Consider the following 16,945-nt stretch of genomic DNA (forward strand, 5'->3'; position numbering starts at 1 on the left):
CACCTCCCGGCGTCCCCTCAGCCGCCCACGTCCCGTCGCCGCAGCCCCGCCAGGCCCCCGGCCACCAGCACCACCGTGATCCCGGTCAGGGTCAGTACCGGCGTCCAGTCCATCGTGCCGCCCGGCAGCTTCGGGAGGTGACCGAAGGGGGAGAGGTCGAGGACCGCGCCGGGGGCGTCGAGCGCGGGGCCGATCCAGCCGATGAGGAGGACGGCACCGGCGAGGCCCCAGGCCACGGTCGCCGCCCGGGGGCTGAGCCCGTGGAGCAGTACGGCGGCACCGCCGATCACCCAGACCCCGGCGACCTGGACGAGACACGCGCCCAGGATCGGGCCGGCCTCCTTGCCGTAGCCGAGGATGAAGCCGAGACCGGCCAGGAGCATGATCCAGACGGTTCCGCCGAAGGCGATCACCAGGTGCCCGGCGGCCCAGCGCAGCCGGCTCAGCCGGTTCGCGAGGAGCGGCTCGGCGCGCCCGGAGGTCTCCTCGCCATGCAGCCGGAGCACCGCGCCGACGATGTACAGCGCAGCGATCAGCCCGAGCATGCCGATCATCGACGCCAGGAAGGCGTTGGTCAGTCCGGACTGTCCGCCCATGCGTTCGAAGATCTCGCGGGCGCGCTCGTTGTCGCCGACGAAGTCGGCCGTGCCTTCGGTCAGCCCGCCGTAGACGAGCCCGGCGAGGAAGAAGCCGATGCTCCAGCCGAGGACGCTGCCACGCTGGAGCCGCCAGGCCAGCGCGCCCGCCGTGCCGAGCCGGCCGACCGCCGGTCCCGGCCGGGTCGGCAGGAAGCTCATGCCGACGTCGCGGCGCCCGGCGAGCCCGTACGCCACCACGCCCTGGATCGCCGCCGCCGCGACGAACAACAGCAGCACCCACCACCGCTCGTCCGCGAACGAACGCTCGTTTTCGAGCCATCCCAGCGGCGACACCCACGTCAAGAAAGACGAACCTTCGTTCTCGGAAGCGTCGCCCGCCGCTCGCAGCACGAACGCCGCGCCCAGCACACCGGCCGTCAGCCCCCGCGCCAGCCGCGCGCTCTCCGTCAGCTGCGCCACGACCGCCGCCATCGTCGCGAACACCATCCCGACGCCCGCGATCCCCAGCCCGAAGGCCAGCGCTCCCGCCGCGCCGTGCCCCGCCAGCCCCAGCGTGACGAGCAGCGCGAGCCCGCCGTTGGCGACGGCCGCCGTGAGCAGCGCGGCGGTCAGCGAGGCCTGGCGGCCGACCGTGCCCGAGGCGATCATCTCCTGGCGGCCGCTCTCCTCCTCGTCGCGCGTGTGGCGGATGACGACGAGGAGGCTCATGACGGCGGCGAGGAGACCGGCGTAGACGCCGACGCGCCAGGCGGTCAGGGCGCCGAGGGAGTCGTCGAAGACCGGGCCGACCAGGGCGCGCAGCGAGGAGTTGGTGGCCAACTGGCGCATCAGGTCGGCGCGTTCGTCGGCGGTGCCGTACAGGGCGTCGAGGCTGTTCGGCATGGAGATGACCATCAGCCCCGTCACCGCGACCCAGACGGGCACCATCACGCGGTCGCGGCGCAGGGCGAACCGCAACAGGGTTCCCGTACCGGCCAGTTGACGGCTGCCTCTGGGCCCTACGGCGGGCGGGTCGGCGAGGGTGGTGCCGGCGCTGTCCGCGCTCTCGGGGGCCGCGGTCATCGCGCGGTCACCTCTTCCGCCTGCTCCGCCTCTTCCGCCTGGTAGTGCCGCAGGAACAGCTCCTCCAGCGTCGGCGGAGTCGAGGTGAGGGACCGTACGCCGGACTCGGTCAGAGAGCGCAGGACGGCGTTGAGTTCGGCGGTCTCGACCTGGAGGCGGACGCGATTGCCCTGGACGTCGAGGTCGTGGACGCCGGGGAGGTGGGCCAAGCCGTTCGGAGGCGCCGCCAGTTCGGCGGTGACGGTGGTCCGGGTCAGATGGCGCAGGTCGGCGAGGGAACCGCTCTCGACGGTGACGCCCTTGCGGATGATGCTCACCCGGTCGCACAACTCCTCGACCTCGCTGAGGATGTGGGACGAAAGCAGCACCGTCCTGCCCCGGTCGCGCTCCTCGCGCACACAGCGCTGGAAGACCTCCTCCATCAGCGGGTCCAGGCCCGAGGTCGGCTCGTCCAGGATGAGGAGGTCGACGTCGGAGGCGAAGGCGGCGACGAGGGCGACCTTCTGGCGGTTGCCCTTGGAGTACGTACGGCCCTTCTTCGTGGGGTCGAGTTCGAACCGTTCGACGAGCTCGGCCCGGCGCCGGGCGTCCAGACCGCCCCGGAGCCGTCCGTAGAGGTCGATGACCTCGCCGCCGGACAGGTTGCGCCAGAGGGTCACGTCACCCGGCACGTACGCGATCCGGCGGTGCACCTCCACCGCGTCCGACCACGGGTCGCGGCCCAGCACCCGCGCGGCGCCCGAGTCGGCGCGCAGCAGGCCGAGCAGGACGCGGATGGTGGTGGACTTTCCGGAGCCGTTGGGGCCGAGGAAGCCGTGGACCTCGCCGGTCCCGACGGTCAGGTCGAGGCCGGCCAGGGCGTGGGTGCGTCCGAAGGACTTGTGGAGTCCGGACACCTCTAGGGCGGGGTTGGCCATCGTCATGCTTCAGAACGTACGCTTGCTTCAGAAATTTGTGAAGTTAAGGAAACGTATAAACCGCCGGTAGGCTGGCTGGGCGTGTCGCGAGAGCGCGCCTGAGTACGGAGTGCGGTGTCTGACCAGGGGAGATGGCGAGGGATGGTGAAGCCGGAGGGCGAGGCGGATGTTCCGGAGCGGGACCCGGAGGCGGTCTCCCGTTTCGTCGAACACTTCGCGGCGCAGCTCGTCGAGGCCGGGATGGCGCGTATGCCGGCCCGCGTCTTCGCCGCGCTCCTGGCCTCCGACACCGGTGCGCTGACCTCGGTCGAGCTGGGTGAGCAGTTGCGGATCAGCCCCGCCGCCGTCTCGGGCGCGGTGCGCTATCTCGCCCAGGTGCACCTGGTCTCCCGCGAACGCGAGCCCGGTTCGCGCCGTGAGCGCTACCGCGTCCACAGCGAACAGTGGTACGAGGCCCTCACCAACCGCGAGGCCACCATCAAGCGGTGGGAGGAGGCGCTGCGCGAGGGCGTCGCCAGCCTGGGCGCCGACAGCCCGGCGGGCCGCCGGCTCTCGGAGACCCTCGCCTTCTTCGAGTTCATCGAGGTCGAGGTGGAGGCGATGATGGCCCGTTGGCGCACCCGCCGCGTCGAACTGTTCGGCCGGGACTGACGGACGGGACCGACGACCGATCACGATCACCGACCGCCAGCGAGTCGTCGCGGGCCCGGTCAGTCGGCGTCGAGCCTCTTCTCTGCCGCGGTGTCGTAGGCGGCGCGGGCTTCGGTGATGGCGGATCGATGCCGCTCGGCCCAGCCGACAAGACCGGTCAGCGAGGTGTGAAGTTCGCGGGCCATGGGTGTGAGGCTGTACTCGACTTTGGGCGGCACGGTCGGATGGACGGTGCGAACGAGCAGTCCGTCCCGCTCCAGCCTGCGCAGGTTGAGGGTGAGCATCCGTCGGCTGATGCCGTTGATGGCGCGTTCCAGTTCGGTGAAACGGACGGGGCCGTGGGCAGCGGCGATCAGGATCCCGATACTCCACTTGCCCGCGACGCGGTCGAGCACCTCGGTAACCGGACAGGCTTCTTCCCTGAGCGCTTCGGTAACACGGATGTGACTGCGTGACATGAAAGTGCCTTCTTCCGACGAGCAGCGACGTTGTCGATGATTACTGCTGTGACAAGTCGTCACCAAGGGGGGAACATGTCTGTTCGCGCGCTCGTCGTCGATCCGGCCGCAGCGGCTGCCGTCCGTCTCGCCGAGGTGCCCGACCCCGCGCCGGAACCGGGGCAGGTCCTGGTTGAGGTCTCCCACGCCTCGTTGAACTACGGCGATCTCAACGATGCCCGCTCCGGGAGGGTCCCCGAGGGTGCGGTGCTCGGTTCGGACGCCGCGGGAGTCGTCGTGCAGGCCGCAGGCGACGGAACCGGCCCGGCCGTGGGTACCCGGGTGGTGGCCCTCACTGCGGGGGCATTCGCCGAGTGCGTAGCGGTCGATGTGGGTGCGCTCGCCAAGGTGCCCAAGGGCTTGCGTCTGGCGCAGGCGGTGGCTCTGCCGGTCGCCGGGCTGGCGGCTCTGCGATCGCTACGGGCCGCCGGACTCGGGCCGGACAAGCGGGTGTTGGTCACCGGCGCTTCCGGCGGGGTCGGCCGGTTCGCCGTTCAGTTGGCGGCGCGGGCCGGTGCCCATGTGATCGCGTCCGTAGGCTCGACCGCCCGTGGGGAGGGGCTGGCCGAGGCCGGCGCCGACGAGGTGCTGATCGGACTGAAGGGACTTGAGCGACCGGTCGACGTGGTGATCGACAACGTCGGCGGCCCTCAACTGGTCCTGGCGTGGGGCCTGCTCGCTCCGGGAGGCAGCGTGCAGAGCGTGGGGTGGACATCCGGGCAACCGGCGGTCTTCCCGCCGTACGCGACCGTCGGCCCGGCCAAGTCGCTGACCTCCTTCGTCATCGAAGGAGATGTCAGCGCGGACCTGGCCGTTCTCACCGAACTGGCCGCAGAGGGGGCCCTCGGCGTCGAGATCGGCTGGAAGGGATCCTGGGACCGCTTCGAGGAAGCGGCCGAGGCGCTTCGCGGGCGTCGGATCTACGGAAAAGCGGTCCTGGAGGTGGCGTCCGGTCAGACGCGGCCCCGGTGACTTCCCTGCCCGACAGCAGGGCGGACGTTGCTTGATTCGGCGCTAGGTGTCCGCTCTCTCCGTACGGCTCGCCAGGCGTTCGTAGCGCTGTCTTGCCGCCTGGGGGGTCTGGAGCCCCAGGCCGAAGGCGATTTCGGGCCAGGTCATGCCCCTGCCTCGGGCCATCTCCAGCAGGCCGACTTCCAGTTCGTCCATCTCGCCACGGGCGAGGGGGATGAGGGTGAGGGCGGCGGTGATGTCCGCGCGGTCGACCTCGTCCTCCCCGTCGTCGACGAGCGCGGCGCCGCTCAGCAGGAACGACACCAGCCGGATCGCCTCGTGGGGCCCGAGCACATGCGGATGGGCCTGGCGGCGACGCTGCTCGTCCGTGGCCGCGTGGCGCTCCGCGATCCGGAACAGGGACGCGGGGACGCGCTGAGCCCGTGCTTCGTCAGCGCTCGGCGGGGTGAACGGATCTGTGGGGTCTGCGAGTTGTGGAGTGTTCGGCGGTGTCATGGGGTCAGCGTCGATGGCAAACAATCTGTTGTCAACGTCTTATTGTCTCGGGCTTGGGCTTCTGACTGCGAGTGGGTTTTTGAAAATAAAACATGTGCGCGAATGCCTGTCGGCTGATCTGATGGCTGTCGACCAACAACGCTCAACCAACGGGGAATTACATGCGCATACGTACGACTGCGGCCTCCGCCGCCCTGGCCGGCCTGCTCGCTCTCGGTGCGGCTGTCCCGGCTCACTCCGACGACAGCGACAGCACGCCGGAGACTGCCAACACCTACAGCCTCCAGACCGAGGCCGCCGGCGCGGCCGCCGCGGGCGTGGGCGCGTTCGTGACGGGCGGCGACAACGTCCACTTCTCACACACGGTGGCCGGAGCGGTCAACGCGCACGGCTGGTGGAAGCGCATCAGCGGTCCGGCGACCAAGGCCAAGGTCACGGTGGACATCCAGGTGAAGTCGGGGGCCGGCTGGCGCACGCTGAACACGGGCACCAAGACGGTGTACTCCGGCGGCGGCAGCGCCAAGCGGGCGTCGGCCGCCTGGAAGTGCACGAACCTGATCCAGCGGAACTCCTTCCGCAGCATCGTCGACGTCGACCTGGTCGGCTATCCGGACGACGCCAACAAGAAGATCACCGCCACACAGACGCTGTACTGTGGCACGTGATGAAGAGCTGACAGCGGCGCCGGAGGAGGAATCCCCCGGCGCCGCGTGTTTTCCGGGAGCGCTCGCGATGTCCCCGATGGAGATCCCCCCGTCCGAGGTGTTGCCGACGGAGATCCCCCCGACCCTGATCGTGGGTCTGCACGGCCTCCTCCAGCGCCACCCCTGGCTGGACCGCGTGGTGGAGCGGGACCCCGAGAGTTCCGTGGAGGAGGACGTCCTCGGTCTCGCGATCGAGCGGGCGGGTGCCTACGGCTGGCAGACCGTCAGCCGGTGGCTGAGCGAGGGGGGCCAGGTCACGGCCCACCACGAGCCCACCGCGTGGGCCCACGAGGAGGTCGGCGGCGACTGGACCGACGACGGCCGGGTGCACCAACTGGGCTGGCTCCAGGCAGGAGTTCTCCCCGACCCCGTACGCCGGAGGCTCCCCGTACGGCCGATCGCCCTGCTGCTGTCCGAGACGCTGGCCCGGGCGGGGGAGGTGGCGTTCACCGGTCTGCACGCGCTGTTGCCGCTACGCCCCGGCGAGCGTGACACCAACTTCCACCAGACCGAGTTGGCACCGTGGTTCGGCCTCGCCGATCCGGACGCCCGGCACGAGGTGGTGCTGACCGTCTCCGGCCGCCCCTCCGAGTGCGCGATGAGCGAGGACGACGTCGTGGCCGTGCGCGACGTGGTGCGGGACATGGCAGAGGACTCCGTGACGGACGTCTCCGTGGCGGATACATCCGCGACGGCAGGCCGCTTGCCGGGACTGGACCTCGACCTCGACCGTGTCCTGCACACTCGGGGGATGCGTGAGGTGGCGCGATTCGGCTGCCGCACTCGTGAGTGGTCGCCGGACATCGCCGTGTGGCTGGTGGAGATGGTCGCCGACGGGCTGCGCGCGGCCGGGCTGTCGGCCCAGCTGGTGATCACGGTGTCCCTGGCATCACCGACGGTGTAGCTCCGGACTTCGGCGTACCGGAGCCACCTCGTCATCGGCCTCAGTCCTGGCTGTTCCGCCGGGCCGCCCCCGCCGCCTTCCTGGCCGCGCGCCAGCGGCCTGGCCTGCGCGCTGGCCGGGGCCGCGTTCACGACCCGGACAATGCCCCCGCCGGCACCTGGCGGGTGTTCCTCCACGTCGACGCATGGGAGGGCACCCCTAACAAGAGCAACGACGTATACCGCGTCAAGGTGCTACGCGCCGCCAGACTCACCGCCTACGCCCCGCCCGAGCCGGTGCGGAAGGGCAATGATGGAGCCGGTCGGAGGCCTCGGTGGGATGGACACGGCTCGACGTGGTGGTCGATGATCCCCGCATGATCCGTACCGCCACCGTGCACGACGTCGCGGAGATCATCGTGATGATCCGCGAACTGGCCGCCTACGAAAAGGCCCTCGACCAGGCCCGGGCCACCGAGGGGCAGCTCCGCGAGGCGTTGTTCGGTGAACACCCGGCGGCGTACGCGCTGATCGCACAGGACGACGACACGGGCGAAACCGTCGGCTACGCCCTGTGGTTCCCGCTCTTCTCGACCTGGACCGGCACGCGCGGGATGCATCTGGAGGACCTCTACGTACGTCCGGGTGCCCGGGGTGCGGGCCACGGCAAGGCCCTGCTCGCGGCCCTCGCCGCGATCTGTGAGCGCAGTGGGTACGAGCGCTTCGAATGGTGGGTCCTGGCCTGGAACAAGCCGACGATCGACTTCTACCGATCCCTGGACGTCGAGTTCCTGGACGAGTGGAAGGTGTGCCGCCTCAGCGGCGAGCCCCTCAAGGCACTCGCCGCCCAGGGCTCACCCGTCGTGGACGCCCCCGCCGGGTAGCGGGCGGCACCTCACGTGTTCAGCCGCGCCGCACTCGCCGCCTTCCGCGCCGCGCGGTGTCGCTTGGCGAGCCGCATCGAGTGCAGGCACGAGACCCCGTCCCTCCGGCACGCGTCCACGCAGGCCACGGCATGGTCCAACCACTCGCCGAACGTGGCCAGGACGGGGTCGGAGGGCGGGGCGGACCCCTCTGCTCGTTCTGTCGTTCCGTCGGTCATGCCGTACGTCCCTCCCCGAGGTACGCCGTGACATACGCCCGCACGAGGCATCCCTCGTCGGCTTCATCCGCGTGCGGTCCATCCATGAGTACGGCCCGCACGGGCGCCGCTCTCATCGGCCGCCTCTCCCAACAGGGTTCGCGCGCCGGGAACGGCAACCACCGGCCATAGGTGGCCCGATACCGTCCCGCCCGAGCCGCCCAACGCCGCCACCGCGCGCGGTACGGGCTCAGCACCGCCGCGCTCACCGTTCCACCTGCCCCGGGATCGCGAAGTACGCCCACACGCACTTGGTGAACGGCCGCGTCTCGTGTCCCCACCGCTCGGAGAGCGCGTCGACCAGGACGAGACCTCGGCCGCCGTCCCGTTCGGCGTCCCCGCTGCGCGGTGTCGGAATCTTCTTCTTGTCCGGGTCCGACACCTCGACCAGTACGCCGTACCCCCGGACCGACACGACCACCTCGACCTCCGCGAGGGTCACCCGACAGTGCCGGACGGCATTGGTGACCAGTTCCGTCGCCACGGTGGCGATGCCGTGGGTGAGTTCGGCGTCAAGGGCCCAGTCCTTCAGGATCCGCCGCACGTGAGCACGGGCTTCGGGGACGTGTCTTTGACGCTTGGGGATACGGAAGGAGTCGCGACGTGGGGTGAGAGCGGGCATGGCGAATAGACCCCCTGACGTGCAGGCAAGTTCACGCCCTGTAGCGGCGCGTGTGCAATGAGGCTATGGCAAATATCGAGCCTGCATCAACTGGCTCTCGCAACATTTATGTAGATCGCTGGGGTGTGTGGGATGGCTCTAGAGTGGTGCTCGCCAGGACGGGGAGGAGAGGTGAGCGCCTGATGGCCGGACGGCCGACCGTGCGCAGCAGGCGACTTGGGGCAGCGCTGAAGAAGTACCGGCTGGTTGCCAAGTTCGATCAGCCGCAAGCCGCAGAGGTGATCGCGAACCATCAGGCCAGGGTCAGTCGCATCGAGAGCGGACACGTTGTCGCTCGCCCGATCGAGATCCGTGTGCTGTTGGCTGCGTACGGGATGGACGACCCGGAAGTGTGCGGCAGGCTGGAGAAGTTGGCCAAGGACGCCAACCGGCGCGGCTGGTGGCACGAATACGCAGAGCGGCTGCGACCGGACTACGTGGACCACATCACGCTGGAGAGCGACGCGACCCACGTCCGGGACTGGCACCCCGCCATCGTGCCCGGACTGCTGCAAACCCCTGCCTACGCGGAAGCGGTGATGCGGTCGGGCCCCATGAGCCTTACTCCCGAGCGGCGCGAGTTCCTGGTCCAGGTGCGTATGAGGCGACAGGTCAAGGTCGCCGAGAGTGGCACGGTGCGCGAGTTCATCATCTGGGAGCCTGTCGTCGTGCACCCCATGTCGAGCGCCGAGGTCCACCGGGAACAGCTGGCCGCGCTTCTCGAAGCGGGAGAGACGGAGAACGTGACCATCCGCGTTCTTCCGTTCAGTGCCGCCGTGCTGGCGGGAACCACAGGTTTCGCCGCCTTCAGCTTCGGAGCCGAACCGACGGCGGAAGCGGTGACCGTGGAGCACCTGGGAGGTACGTTGGTTCTGGAGGAGCCGGAGGACGTCGCTCCTTACGAGCACACCTTTGACCTGCTGAGATCGGCGGCGATGACGCCGGAAGAGTCAGCCCTGAATATTCGGAACGCCCTGCGGAGTGTTGATGGCCACTGAAATCGCCAGCGCCTTTCAGAAGTCGTCCTACTCTCACCAGTCGGGTGACTGCGTCGAGGTCGCGTTCACGTCCGGCGGCGATCGAGTAATCCGCGACAGCAAGAACCCCCACGGCCCTCTCGTACACATCTCGCGTACCGGCTGGCACGCCTTTCTCGGCGGCGTCGCCGGAACGGCCGTGCCGCGCTGACTACCATGGACAAGGTCATCCCGCAGGGATACCCCCGTGCCGGAACCCCGGCTCGATTACGGCGAGCCGGGGTTTCCGATACAGGGAGGAGACCTTCGGGTCTCCATCGTCGGACTCAGTGGTGTCCGTATCCGTTTCCGTTGATCACGCGGAAGCTACCCACGACAGCCACAATCTCCGTCGTCTGCTGCCCGGCGACCGCGTGGCTGGAGCTGCGAGGGCCCACTGTGGCGACGGGAGCGCCTTGGTCGCAGGTGACGCCGCGGTAGAACTCTACGGTCCGGTCGCTTTCATTCCGGATGTTGAAGCTGGTGGTGTTGACCGCAGGGGCCAACAGGCTGTTCACGTTGATCACGGCGATGCAGGAACCCGGGTCAGATGAGTATGACCGCTCGTTGATGTAGATCCGGCCCTCGTCGTGGTTTCCGCGATGCTCGCCCCGGTTCTCACCCCCGTTGCCCCCCCGACCCTCGCTGCCCTTCCTGGAACCGCTCCAGCCTTCCTTCCCCCCGGCGTCCGCCGGAGCGCTGGCCGCGTTCGAGCCGGCCTCCGTGCCCGTTCCGTTGCCGCCACGCGGGGCGACGGGCGCGGCGTCCTGGACGATCGAGGCGGACTTGGGGGCCGACTCCAGGGCGGAGCTGGCGTAGGTGACACCGGTGGCGGCCGCGACTGCCACGCCGACGGAGGCGGCGATCACTGTGATCTTACGAGTGCGCAATGCACTTCCCCTTCTCTTCGTTCTCGTCGACAGGACCTGCCGACGAGAACGAACGTAATGACGGGCATTTCCGCTGTCATTTCGAAGAGGGCTGGAGTGGGGCCGGAAAAGAGGCTGAACGGCCGCATAAATGGTCGCTCTGACGGGTGACGATCGGCGTGCCTGACGCGCCATCAAAATATGGCAGTGAGCTGGTATTTCGAATTCGGGTGCGATCTACACCCACGCGCGCTGACGCGTCGTCACCCTCTTGGAGCCGCCGGTACGTACCTCGCTCACTGATTCCACGTCAGGTCGCAGCTCCGAGGCGTATCTGACGGTTCCTCAATGGCTTTTAGGTGCCTGCCGGAAGGCTATGCGTCCTGCCGCGTGAATTCCGTCGCCGAGAAGTGATCGCCACGGCGTGTCGCACCCTCGTGCGGGCCTCACGGCGCATATTGTCGTCGGCCCGCCGGGGAGGATCGCGGCGTCGACAACACGCGCCCCCCACGCGCTCGCCGGTACGGGTGGAAACGGGCATATCGGCGTGCGCGGTGGGCAGGTCGCCGTGTCAGCTGTGGCTGGCCCCTGTCGACCGACGACCGTCCCCGGGAACCCCCTCCCATGCGCCGACCAGCCATCTCCACCCCCACCTCCACCCTCATCCCCGCCACGCCCTTCGCCGTCCTCCTCCTCTGCGGGCTGCTCCTCGGCGCCGGCACCGCCTGCTCGACCGCACCGTCGCCCGCTCCGGCGCCCGCCTCGCCCCGGTACTCCCCGGACGACGTCATCAGGGCCGCGACCCAGCGGCTGACCGACGACTGCCTCACCCGGCAGGGGCTCACCCCGCCGCGCCCGGGGCAGAGCGGCCCGCCGGGCGTCGGGCGGACGCGCGTCGCGGAGGCCGTGTTCGGCGCGGGGCGTACGGAGCTGGCGTTGCGGCTGCCCACCGGGCACCTCGTCCGCGCCCACACCGACGGCTGCCTGGCCGAGGCCCAGCGGCGGCTCTACGGCGACCAGCGCCTCTGGTTCCGTACGTCGACGATCGTCAACAACCTCGCTCCCGAGGCCGCCCACACCGACCGCACCCTCACCGAGGTCCGCGCGGACCGGCGTACGGAACTCGCCGAATGGCGGCGGCTGCGGTCCCGGGCCCTCACCGAAGCCACCTCTCTCATCGGTAGTACCAGCAACACCAACCCCCCACCCTCGAAGGGAAACACACCACAGTGAAGCGCTTCACCGCCCTGTTCTCCGCCCTGCTCTTCTCCGCCGGACTGGTTCTCGCGTCGTCCGTGCCGGCTCAGGCCGCCGCCTGCGGCACCGGCAACTTCTGTGTCTGGACCGACGCCAATTTCGGCGGCATGAAGGTCGAGTGGCCCGGCGACGACCGCTGGTGGGAGAGCAACATCGCCGACCAGGACTCCTCCTGGGCCAACCACGGCGTCTCCGGACCCGGTGTCAAGGACCACGTCAAGGTCTACTCCCGCGCCCACCTGGGCGGACACATGACCATCTGCCTCACCCCCGGCCAGGAGGTCGGCTACAACGGCGCGGCCAACGACAACGGCGACTCCCACACCTGGGCCATGAGCTGCTGACCCGGTGAGTCGCTGATCCAGGGCGCCCGGCACCCGCCGGGCGCCCTTGCCGACAGCTGACGCTCACCCCGGCAGCGTCAGCCCCCACGCCGACTCCCGTACCGTCCACGTCCGCGTCCGCACCGGACCCGCCACCAGGGAGTCCGCCCGGTAGCGGAAGTCCGCGCCGGAGACGGTCACCCGGTGGCCGGTCGCCAGCAGCGGGGCCGCCTCGGCGCCCACCGACACCGGCCGGATCTCGACGTCGGCGCCGCCGTCCACGCCGGGCATGACGGACACGGCCTCCACGGGCTGGTCCAGGTCGACGAGGATCACCCCGTCCACCTCGACCCGCAGCCGCGAGGGCCCGGGCCCGCCCCCGGCGGCGACCCGTATGCGCGAGGGCCGCAGCGGACGGGACATCCGGGCGGGTATCGCCGGACGCGTCGACAACGTACGGGCGAGGGACTGCGGCCAGGCGCGCAGCCAGAAGTGGGAACCGGAGCCCGACGGCGGTGACGCACAGCCGTCGGCCGCCCCTTCCCCGGACCGGGTCGCCCCGTCCGGCCCCACGCCACCGCCCGCCTCCCGGCCCGCCCCGGAACCCGCTCCCGAGAAGCCGGTTCCGGAGGGGTCCGTTCCGGAGGAGCCCGTCCCCGTCCCGGAGGCCGTCCCGGGCCGCCCCGGAGCCGCGCCCCTGTCGGACCCCGGGGCCTTGCCCCTGCCAGGGCCCGTTGGGGCCGTGCCTGCCGTCGGCCCGCCCGCCTCCGGTGTGTCCCGCGGCGGCGCGGCGCCCGGCAGGGCCGGGATGCGCAGGGCGCCCAGGACCACGCCGTCGCTGTCGTCGACGAGCAGATCCAGCCGCCGCTCGACGCCGTCGAGGGCGGCGCGGGCCGCCGCGACCGCGCCGGTGGGCACGCCCAGGGAGTGGGCGAGACCCAGGGCGGAACCCACGGGAACCAGGGAGAGCGCGCACCCCGCCAGCTCCCGCCGCCGGTGCAGATGAGTCACCGCCCGCAGCAGCGCGCGGTCGTCGCCGACCACCACCGGGCGCCGGGAACCGCGCCGCGAGAGCGCCCGCGCGAATTCCTCGGGCCCTTCCGGAAGGCACACCTTCGTACTCGCCGCACCCGCGCTGAGCACGTCTTTCGCGATCCGTACGGCCTCGCCGTCCGTGCGACGGGCGAGGGGGTCGATGACCACGAGGAGCTGGTCGTCAGTCGCCACCTCGGTCCTGCCTCGCTTCCTCGGGTAGCATCTTTGTGCAAGAGCCCCTTGCGCTATTGCGCCAGGGGCTTCGTCTATTCCGGGGCATCCGGGTCCACAGTGTGCGGCCAACGACGGTCGCGGCGCACGCGACGGTAACAAGCCATCGCGTACGCCCCCGACCTTGGACATGCCCCGCCCGGAAGGGGTGTACGCGCGTGCCCGCACTTGTGCTGCTCGGTGCTCAGTGGGGTGACGAAGGCAAGGGAAAGGCGACGGACCTGCTAGGCGGATCCGTCGACTACGTGGTGCGCTACCAGGGCGGCAACAACGCCGGCCACACGGTAGTCGTGGGTGACCAGAAGTACGCCCTCCACCTTCTCCCTTCCGGGATTCTCTCCCCCGGCTGCACGCCGGTCATCGGCAACGGAGTCGTCGTCGACCCGTCGGTCCTGCTCTCCGAGCTGAGCGGTCTGAACGAGCGCGGCGTCGACACGTCCAAGCTCCTGATCAGCGGCAACGCTCACATCATCACGCCGTACAACGTCACCGTGGACAAGGTCACGGAACGTTTCCTCGGTAAGCGCAAGATCGGTACGACGGGGCGGGGCATCGGCCCGACCTACGCCGACAAGATCAACCGCGTGGGCATCCGGGTCCAGGACCTGTACGACGAGTCGATCCTGACGCAGAAGGTCGAGGCGGCCCTCGACGTCAAGAACCAGCTCCTCACCAAGCTCTACAACCGCCGCGCGATCGCCGTGGACCAGGTCGTCGAGGAGCTGCTGGGCTACGCCGAGAAGCTGGCGCCGTTCGTCGCCGACACCGTCCTGGTGCTGAACCAGGCGCTGGAGGAGGACAAGGTCGTCCTGTTCGAGGGCGGCCAGGGCACGCTCCTGGACATCGACCACGGCACGTACCCCTTCGTGACCTCGTCGAACCCGACGGCCGGCGGCGCCTGCACGGGCGCGGGCGTCGGTCCGACGAAGATCAGCCGGGTCATCGGCATCCTCAAGGCGTACACCACCCGCGTCGGCGCCGGTCCGTTCCCGACCGAGCTGTTCGACGAGGACGGCGAGGCGCTGCGCCGCATCGGCCACGAGCGGGGTGTGACCACGGGCCGCGACCGCCGCTGCGGCTGGTTCGACGCGGTCATCGCCCGCTACGCGACCCGCGTGAACGGCCTGACGGACTTCTTCCTCACCAAGCTCGACGTCCTCACGGGCTGGGAGCAGATCCCCGTCTGCGTCGCGTACGAGATCGACGGCAAGCGCGTCGAGGAACTGCCGTACTCGCAGTCCGACTTCCACCACGCGAAGCCGATCTACGAGACCCTGCCGGGCTGGTCCGAGGACATCACCTCGGCCAAGTCCTTCTCCGACCTGCCCAAGAACGCCCAGGCGTACGTCAAGGCACTGGAGGAGATGTCCGGCGCCCCGATCTCCGCGATCGGCGTGGGCCCCGGCCGCGACGAGACGATCGAGATCAACTCGTTCCTCTAGTCTGCGCCCCCGCACGCGAGGCGGCCGACCCGGTGACGGTGTCGGCCGCCGCCGCGTCCTCGGGACGGCGGCCGGATGGTCTGACTAGTCTGTCGGCCATGAAGGAGACCGGATGCTGCTGAGATTCAGGGTGGCGAATGTCAGGTCCCTGCGCGACGAGCAGGAGCTGTCGTTCGTCGCACCGGAGGGATCCGACGGAGATCGAGCGGCGGCGCGCGAGGTGACGCTCTCCGACGGCCGGCACTTGTCCGTCCACACCGTTCTCGGTGTTTTCGGTGCCAACGCGTCCGGCAAGTCCAATGTCATCACCGCGTTGAAGAACATGCGCCACGCTGTACTGCGCTCCTACGCCGAGTGGACCTCCTACGACGGCATCCCTCGCGACGAGTTCGCCCTGGATCCGAAGGCGGCGGCCGAGACCACGCTGTACGAGGCTGACTTCCTGCTCGACCGCAACGTCCGCTGGACCTACGGTTTCGAGCTCGGGCCTCGGCAGGTGGAGGCCGAATGGCTCTACGCGTACCCCAAGGGCCGACGCCAGGTGTGGTTCGAGCGGGACGCCACACGGGAGAAGGAATTCGAATTCCCGGCGGACCGGTTGCAGGATCGTGCGCTGCTGGCCCGCACCACCCGGCGGGACGCCCTTCTGCTCACTCGTGCCGCCAATGACGGGCATGAACAGCTCACCCCTGTCTTCGACTGGTTCAGAAGCAATCTCTGGGATGTGACCCCCGAGACCGAACGCGCCCAGCGCGAGGACTACACGGCGACGCGACTGCTGGAGAGCGAGGACTTCCGGCGGCGGACCGAGGAGCTGTTGCGTGTCGCGGATCTCGGTATCTCCGGTGTGGAGGTCGAGCAGTCGTCGTCCGGGCGGCCGACGGTACGTCTCCTGCACACGGGCAGCAGTGAGCGGTTGACCTTGGACTGGGCTTCGGAGTCGTGGGGGACCCGCTCGTGGTTCGCGCTGATCGGCCCGCTCCTGCTGGCTCTGGACACCGGGGCGATCCTGCTGATCGACGAACTCGACGCCAGCCTGCACTCCCGCTTCGCGGCGGAGGTCGTCCGCCTCTTCCAGGCCTCCTGGGTAAACCCGAAGGGTGCGCAACTGGTGTTCACCGGGCATGATCCCTCCCTGTTGCAGACACCGAGTGGCGGCAGGCTGCTGCAGCCGGGGCAGATCTGGCTCACCGAGAAGGACGAGCGGGGCGCCACCGAACTGTCGTCGGTCGCCGAATGGGAACCGACGGAGGAAGAGGACCTCATGGCCGCCTATCTGGCGGGGTCCTTCGGCGCGGTGCCCAAGGTGTCGGAGGGGCAGGTCGGACGCCGGCTGCTGCGCACGGACGAATGGGCTCGGGTGGAGCGGACGGGGGCGGAGGGGGCCTGATGGCCAGGTCGAGGGGCGGGGACAGGATCACCCCCAAGAAGGGCGGTGCGAGGGGCAGAGCCACCCGGGACCGTCAGGTGTACATCTACACCGAGGGCGAAGTCACCGAGCCCGAGTACATCGACATCATCGTCAGGAAAGGCCTCTGGGAGAGGCCCGACCGCAAGGTCCAGCACCACATCTCAAACGAGAACGCGGAAAGCAAGTACCGCAAGCCGTACCGGATGGTGCAGGAAGCGGTCCGTACGCGGCTCAAGGCCGAAAGAGAGGCCAGGAGCGCGGGCCTCAGGCCGTACGAGGTCCTCCCGAACGGGACCGAGGAGGGGGACTGGAACTGGCCGCAGGTATGGGTGGTCTTCGACCGGGACGATCACCAGGGCATCGCCGAGGCGATGAGCCTTGCCAAGGACGAACGGATCCACGTCGCCTACTCCCACCCCTGCTTCGAACTGTGGCGGCTCCTGCACTACACCAACTACACCAGTACGTTCGGAGGGGTCTGCGGCGACGCCAACAGCCGACTGCGATCGCGTCCTGGCTTCGCGGCGACGTACGGGCCGGGTGTCCAGCGCGTCTCCGAGCAGGAGTCCAAACACCTGCGTGAGAACCAGGTGCTGAGCGAGGATGGTCACCGTTACGAGGCGGCCAGGAAGTACGCGAAGAAGATCAACGAATATCACTCCTCGCTCAATCCCAACGCCTGGGACCCCTACACGAACGTCTGGTGTCTCGTTGAGCAGGGACTGCTGCTCGGCGGTTACTAGTCAGCGAGGACCCTCGTGCCCAGTTGTCAGCATTGGA

20 protein-coding genes are annotated in these 16,945 nt (G+C 69.5%); 12 read left to right on the forward strand and 8 right to left on the reverse strand.

What is annotated here, in order from left to right; genetic code table 11:
• Positions 1 to 17: 17 nt before the first annotated feature.
• Together GWK25_RS01630 and GWK25_RS01635 are read right to left on the reverse strand one after the other, a co-directional pair.
• Entirely contained in the window at positions 18 to 1,661 is a 1,644-nt protein-coding gene (locus GWK25_RS01630; RefSeq protein WP_215448150.1) for an ABC transporter permease, read from the reverse strand.
• On the reverse strand, positions 1,658 to 2,584 hold the full coding sequence (locus GWK25_RS01635) for an ABC transporter ATP-binding protein (protein ID WP_215448152.1): 927 nt from the start codon (positions 2,582 to 2,584) through the stop codon (positions 1,658 to 1,660). The genes GWK25_RS01630 and GWK25_RS01635 overlap by 4 nt, the downstream gene beginning before the upstream one ends.
• A 135-nt stretch (positions 2,585 to 2,719) precedes the next feature.
• Here GWK25_RS01635 and GWK25_RS01640 point away from each other — a divergent pair, with 135 nt between their 5' ends.
• Positions 2,720 to 3,229, forward strand: coding sequence for a GbsR/MarR family transcriptional regulator (locus tag GWK25_RS01640; protein ID WP_215448156.1), 510 nt, complete (start codon positions 2,720 to 2,722; stop codon positions 3,227 to 3,229).
• A gap of 59 nt (positions 3,230 to 3,288) precedes the next feature.
• On the opposite strand, the gene GWK25_RS01645 is transcribed toward GWK25_RS01640, so the two are convergent.
• Positions 3,289 to 3,687 carry a helix-turn-helix domain-containing protein gene (locus GWK25_RS01645; protein WP_215448159.1) on the reverse strand — a complete coding sequence of 133 codons (399 nt, stop codon included), beginning with the start codon at positions 3,685 to 3,687 and terminating at the stop codon, positions 3,289 to 3,291.
• A gap of 75 nt (positions 3,688 to 3,762) precedes the next feature.
• Here GWK25_RS01645 and GWK25_RS01650 point away from each other — a divergent pair, with 75 nt between their 5' ends.
• Positions 3,763 to 4,698 carry a zinc-binding dehydrogenase gene (locus tag GWK25_RS01650; protein WP_215448160.1) on the forward strand — a complete coding sequence of 312 codons (936 nt, stop codon included), beginning with the start codon at positions 3,763 to 3,765 and terminating at the stop codon, positions 4,696 to 4,698.
• Between the two features lie 42 nt (positions 4,699 to 4,740).
• Here the strand turns inward: GWK25_RS01650 and GWK25_RS01655 are convergent, their stop codons facing one another.
• Positions 4,741 to 5,193 carry a DNA-binding protein gene (locus GWK25_RS01655; RefSeq protein ID WP_215448161.1) on the reverse strand — a complete coding sequence of 151 codons (453 nt, stop codon included), beginning with the start codon at positions 5,191 to 5,193 and terminating at the stop codon, positions 4,741 to 4,743.
• Positions 5,194 to 5,354: 161 nt separating this feature from the next.
• Here GWK25_RS01655 and GWK25_RS01660 point away from each other — a divergent pair, with 161 nt between their 5' ends.
• The 3 genes from GWK25_RS01660 to GWK25_RS01670 all read left to right on the forward strand — a co-directional run bounded on the left by GWK25_RS01660 (position 5,355) and on the right by GWK25_RS01670 (position 7,663).
• Positions 5,355 to 5,858 carry a hypothetical protein gene (locus GWK25_RS01660; protein WP_215448162.1) on the forward strand — a complete coding sequence of 168 codons (504 nt, stop codon included), beginning with the start codon at positions 5,355 to 5,357 and terminating at the stop codon, positions 5,856 to 5,858.
• Between the two features lie 67 nt (positions 5,859 to 5,925).
• Positions 5,926 to 6,801 (forward strand): hypothetical protein, encoded by an 876-nt coding sequence (locus GWK25_RS01665; RefSeq protein ID WP_215448163.1) that lies wholly within the window; start codon positions 5,926 to 5,928, stop codon positions 6,799 to 6,801.
• 355 nt (positions 6,802 to 7,156) lie between these two features.
• Positions 7,157 to 7,663, forward strand: coding sequence for a GNAT family N-acetyltransferase (locus GWK25_RS01670; RefSeq protein ID WP_215448164.1), 507 nt, complete (start codon positions 7,157 to 7,159; stop codon positions 7,661 to 7,663).
• A gap of 11 nt (positions 7,664 to 7,674) precedes the next feature.
• Here the strand turns inward: GWK25_RS01670 and GWK25_RS01675 are convergent, their stop codons facing one another.
• Together GWK25_RS01675 and GWK25_RS01680 are read right to left on the reverse strand one after the other, a co-directional pair.
• Positions 7,675 to 7,881, reverse strand: coding sequence for a hypothetical protein (locus tag GWK25_RS01675; protein WP_215448165.1), 207 nt, complete (start codon positions 7,879 to 7,881; stop codon positions 7,675 to 7,677).
• A gap of 244 nt (positions 7,882 to 8,125) precedes the next feature.
• Positions 8,126 to 8,542 carry an ATP-binding protein gene (locus tag GWK25_RS01680; protein ID WP_215448166.1) on the reverse strand — a complete coding sequence of 139 codons (417 nt, stop codon included), beginning with the start codon at positions 8,540 to 8,542 and terminating at the stop codon, positions 8,126 to 8,128.
• Between the two features lie 182 nt (positions 8,543 to 8,724).
• Between GWK25_RS01680 and GWK25_RS01685 the strand changes: the two genes are divergently transcribed.
• Positions 8,725 to 9,579 (forward strand): helix-turn-helix transcriptional regulator, encoded by an 855-nt coding sequence (locus GWK25_RS01685; protein WP_215448167.1) that lies wholly within the window; start codon positions 8,725 to 8,727, stop codon positions 9,577 to 9,579.
• On the forward strand, positions 9,569 to 9,769 hold the full coding sequence (locus GWK25_RS01690) for a DUF397 domain-containing protein (RefSeq protein ID WP_215448168.1): 201 nt from the start codon (positions 9,569 to 9,571) through the stop codon (positions 9,767 to 9,769). The genes GWK25_RS01685 and GWK25_RS01690 overlap by 11 nt, the downstream gene beginning before the upstream one ends.
• Positions 9,770 to 9,884: 115 nt before the next feature.
• Here GWK25_RS01690 and GWK25_RS01695 read toward each other — a convergent pair whose 3' ends face one another.
• Entirely contained in the window at positions 9,885 to 10,487 is a 603-nt protein-coding gene (locus GWK25_RS01695; RefSeq protein ID WP_251828654.1) for a hypothetical protein, read from the reverse strand.
• 603 nt (positions 10,488 to 11,090) lie between these two features.
• Between GWK25_RS01695 and GWK25_RS01700 the strand changes: the two genes are divergently transcribed.
• Together GWK25_RS01700 and GWK25_RS01705 are read left to right on the forward strand one after the other, a co-directional pair.
• The gene (locus GWK25_RS01700; RefSeq protein WP_215448170.1) at positions 11,091 to 11,699 is read left to right on the forward strand and encodes a hypothetical protein; all 609 of its coding nucleotides are present in this window, start codon (positions 11,091 to 11,093) and stop codon (positions 11,697 to 11,699) included.
• Entirely contained in the window at positions 11,696 to 12,067 is a 372-nt protein-coding gene (locus GWK25_RS01705; RefSeq protein WP_215448171.1) for a peptidase inhibitor family I36 protein, read from the forward strand. Before GWK25_RS01700 ends, GWK25_RS01705 begins: the two co-directional genes overlap by 4 nt.
• A gap of 63 nt (positions 12,068 to 12,130) precedes the next feature.
• Here GWK25_RS01705 and GWK25_RS01710 read toward each other — a convergent pair whose 3' ends face one another.
• Complete coding sequence (locus GWK25_RS01710) at positions 12,131 to 13,273, reverse strand: diacylglycerol kinase family protein (protein WP_215448173.1); 1,143 nt, start codon at positions 13,271 to 13,273, stop codon at positions 12,131 to 12,133.
• Positions 13,274 to 13,470: 197 nt separating this feature from the next.
• Here GWK25_RS01710 and GWK25_RS01715 point away from each other — a divergent pair, with 197 nt between their 5' ends.
• The 3 genes from GWK25_RS01715 (at position 13,471) to GWK25_RS01725 (ending at position 16,908) form a co-directional block, all read left to right on the forward strand.
• Positions 13,471 to 14,754 (forward strand): adenylosuccinate synthase, encoded by a 1,284-nt coding sequence (locus GWK25_RS01715; RefSeq protein ID WP_215448175.1) that lies wholly within the window; start codon positions 13,471 to 13,473, stop codon positions 14,752 to 14,754.
• Positions 14,755 to 14,866: 112 nt separating this feature from the next.
• Positions 14,867 to 16,144: an ATP/GTP-binding protein gene (locus GWK25_RS01720; RefSeq protein WP_215448176.1), complete on the forward strand. Its 1,278-nt coding sequence runs from the start codon at positions 14,867 to 14,869 to the stop codon at positions 16,142 to 16,144.
• Positions 16,144 to 16,908, forward strand: coding sequence for an RloB family protein (locus GWK25_RS01725; RefSeq protein ID WP_215448179.1), 765 nt, complete (start codon positions 16,144 to 16,146; stop codon positions 16,906 to 16,908). Before GWK25_RS01720 ends, GWK25_RS01725 begins: the two co-directional genes overlap by 1 nt.
• Positions 16,909 to 16,945: the final 37 nt, after the last annotated feature.

The organism is Streptomyces sp. ATCC 21386 (genome assembly GCF_018728545.1).
In the GTDB taxonomy this organism is placed as follows: Bacteria; Actinomycetota; Actinomycetes; order Streptomycetales; family Streptomycetaceae; genus Streptomyces.

What these genes read in the sequence shown, in the direction of transcription:
- GWK25_RS01630 (WP_215448150.1), bottom strand. Translation starts at nt 1,661, where the DNA reads ATGACCGCGGCCCCCGAGAGCGCGGACAGCGCCGGCACCACCCTCGCC.
- GWK25_RS01635 (WP_215448152.1), bottom strand. Translation starts at nt 2,584, where the DNA reads ATGACGATGGCCAACCCCGCCCTAGAGGTGTCCGGACTCCACAAGTCC.
- GWK25_RS01640 (WP_215448156.1), top strand. Translation starts at nt 2,720, where the DNA reads ATGGTGAAGCCGGAGGGCGAGGCGGATGTTCCGGAGCGGGACCCGGAG.
- GWK25_RS01645 (WP_215448159.1), bottom strand. Translation starts at nt 3,687, where the DNA reads ATGTCACGCAGTCACATCCGTGTTACCGAAGCGCTCAGGGAAGAAGCC.
- GWK25_RS01650 (WP_215448160.1), top strand. Translation starts at nt 3,763, where the DNA reads ATGTCTGTTCGCGCGCTCGTCGTCGATCCGGCCGCAGCGGCTGCCGTC.
- GWK25_RS01655 (WP_215448161.1), bottom strand. Translation starts at nt 5,193, where the DNA reads ATGACACCGCCGAACACTCCACAACTCGCAGACCCCACAGATCCGTTC.
- GWK25_RS01660 (WP_215448162.1), top strand. Translation starts at nt 5,355, where the DNA reads ATGCGCATACGTACGACTGCGGCCTCCGCCGCCCTGGCCGGCCTGCTC.
- GWK25_RS01665 (WP_215448163.1), top strand. Translation starts at nt 5,926, where the DNA reads ATGTCCCCGATGGAGATCCCCCCGTCCGAGGTGTTGCCGACGGAGATC.
- GWK25_RS01670 (WP_215448164.1), top strand. Translation starts at nt 7,157, where the DNA reads ATGATCCGTACCGCCACCGTGCACGACGTCGCGGAGATCATCGTGATG.
- GWK25_RS01675 (WP_215448165.1), bottom strand. Translation starts at nt 7,881, where the DNA reads ATGACCGACGGAACGACAGAACGAGCAGAGGGGTCCGCCCCGCCCTCC.
- GWK25_RS01680 (WP_215448166.1), bottom strand. Translation starts at nt 8,542, where the DNA reads ATGCCCGCTCTCACCCCACGTCGCGACTCCTTCCGTATCCCCAAGCGT.
- GWK25_RS01685 (WP_215448167.1), top strand. Translation starts at nt 8,725, where the DNA reads ATGGCCGGACGGCCGACCGTGCGCAGCAGGCGACTTGGGGCAGCGCTG.
- GWK25_RS01690 (WP_215448168.1), top strand. Translation starts at nt 9,569, where the DNA reads ATGGCCACTGAAATCGCCAGCGCCTTTCAGAAGTCGTCCTACTCTCAC.
- GWK25_RS01700 (WP_215448170.1), top strand. Translation starts at nt 11,091, where the DNA reads ATGCGCCGACCAGCCATCTCCACCCCCACCTCCACCCTCATCCCCGCC.
- GWK25_RS01720 (WP_215448176.1), top strand. Translation starts at nt 14,867, where the DNA reads ATGCTGCTGAGATTCAGGGTGGCGAATGTCAGGTCCCTGCGCGACGAG.
- GWK25_RS01725 (WP_215448179.1), top strand. Translation starts at nt 16,144, where the DNA reads ATGGCCAGGTCGAGGGGCGGGGACAGGATCACCCCCAAGAAGGGCGGT.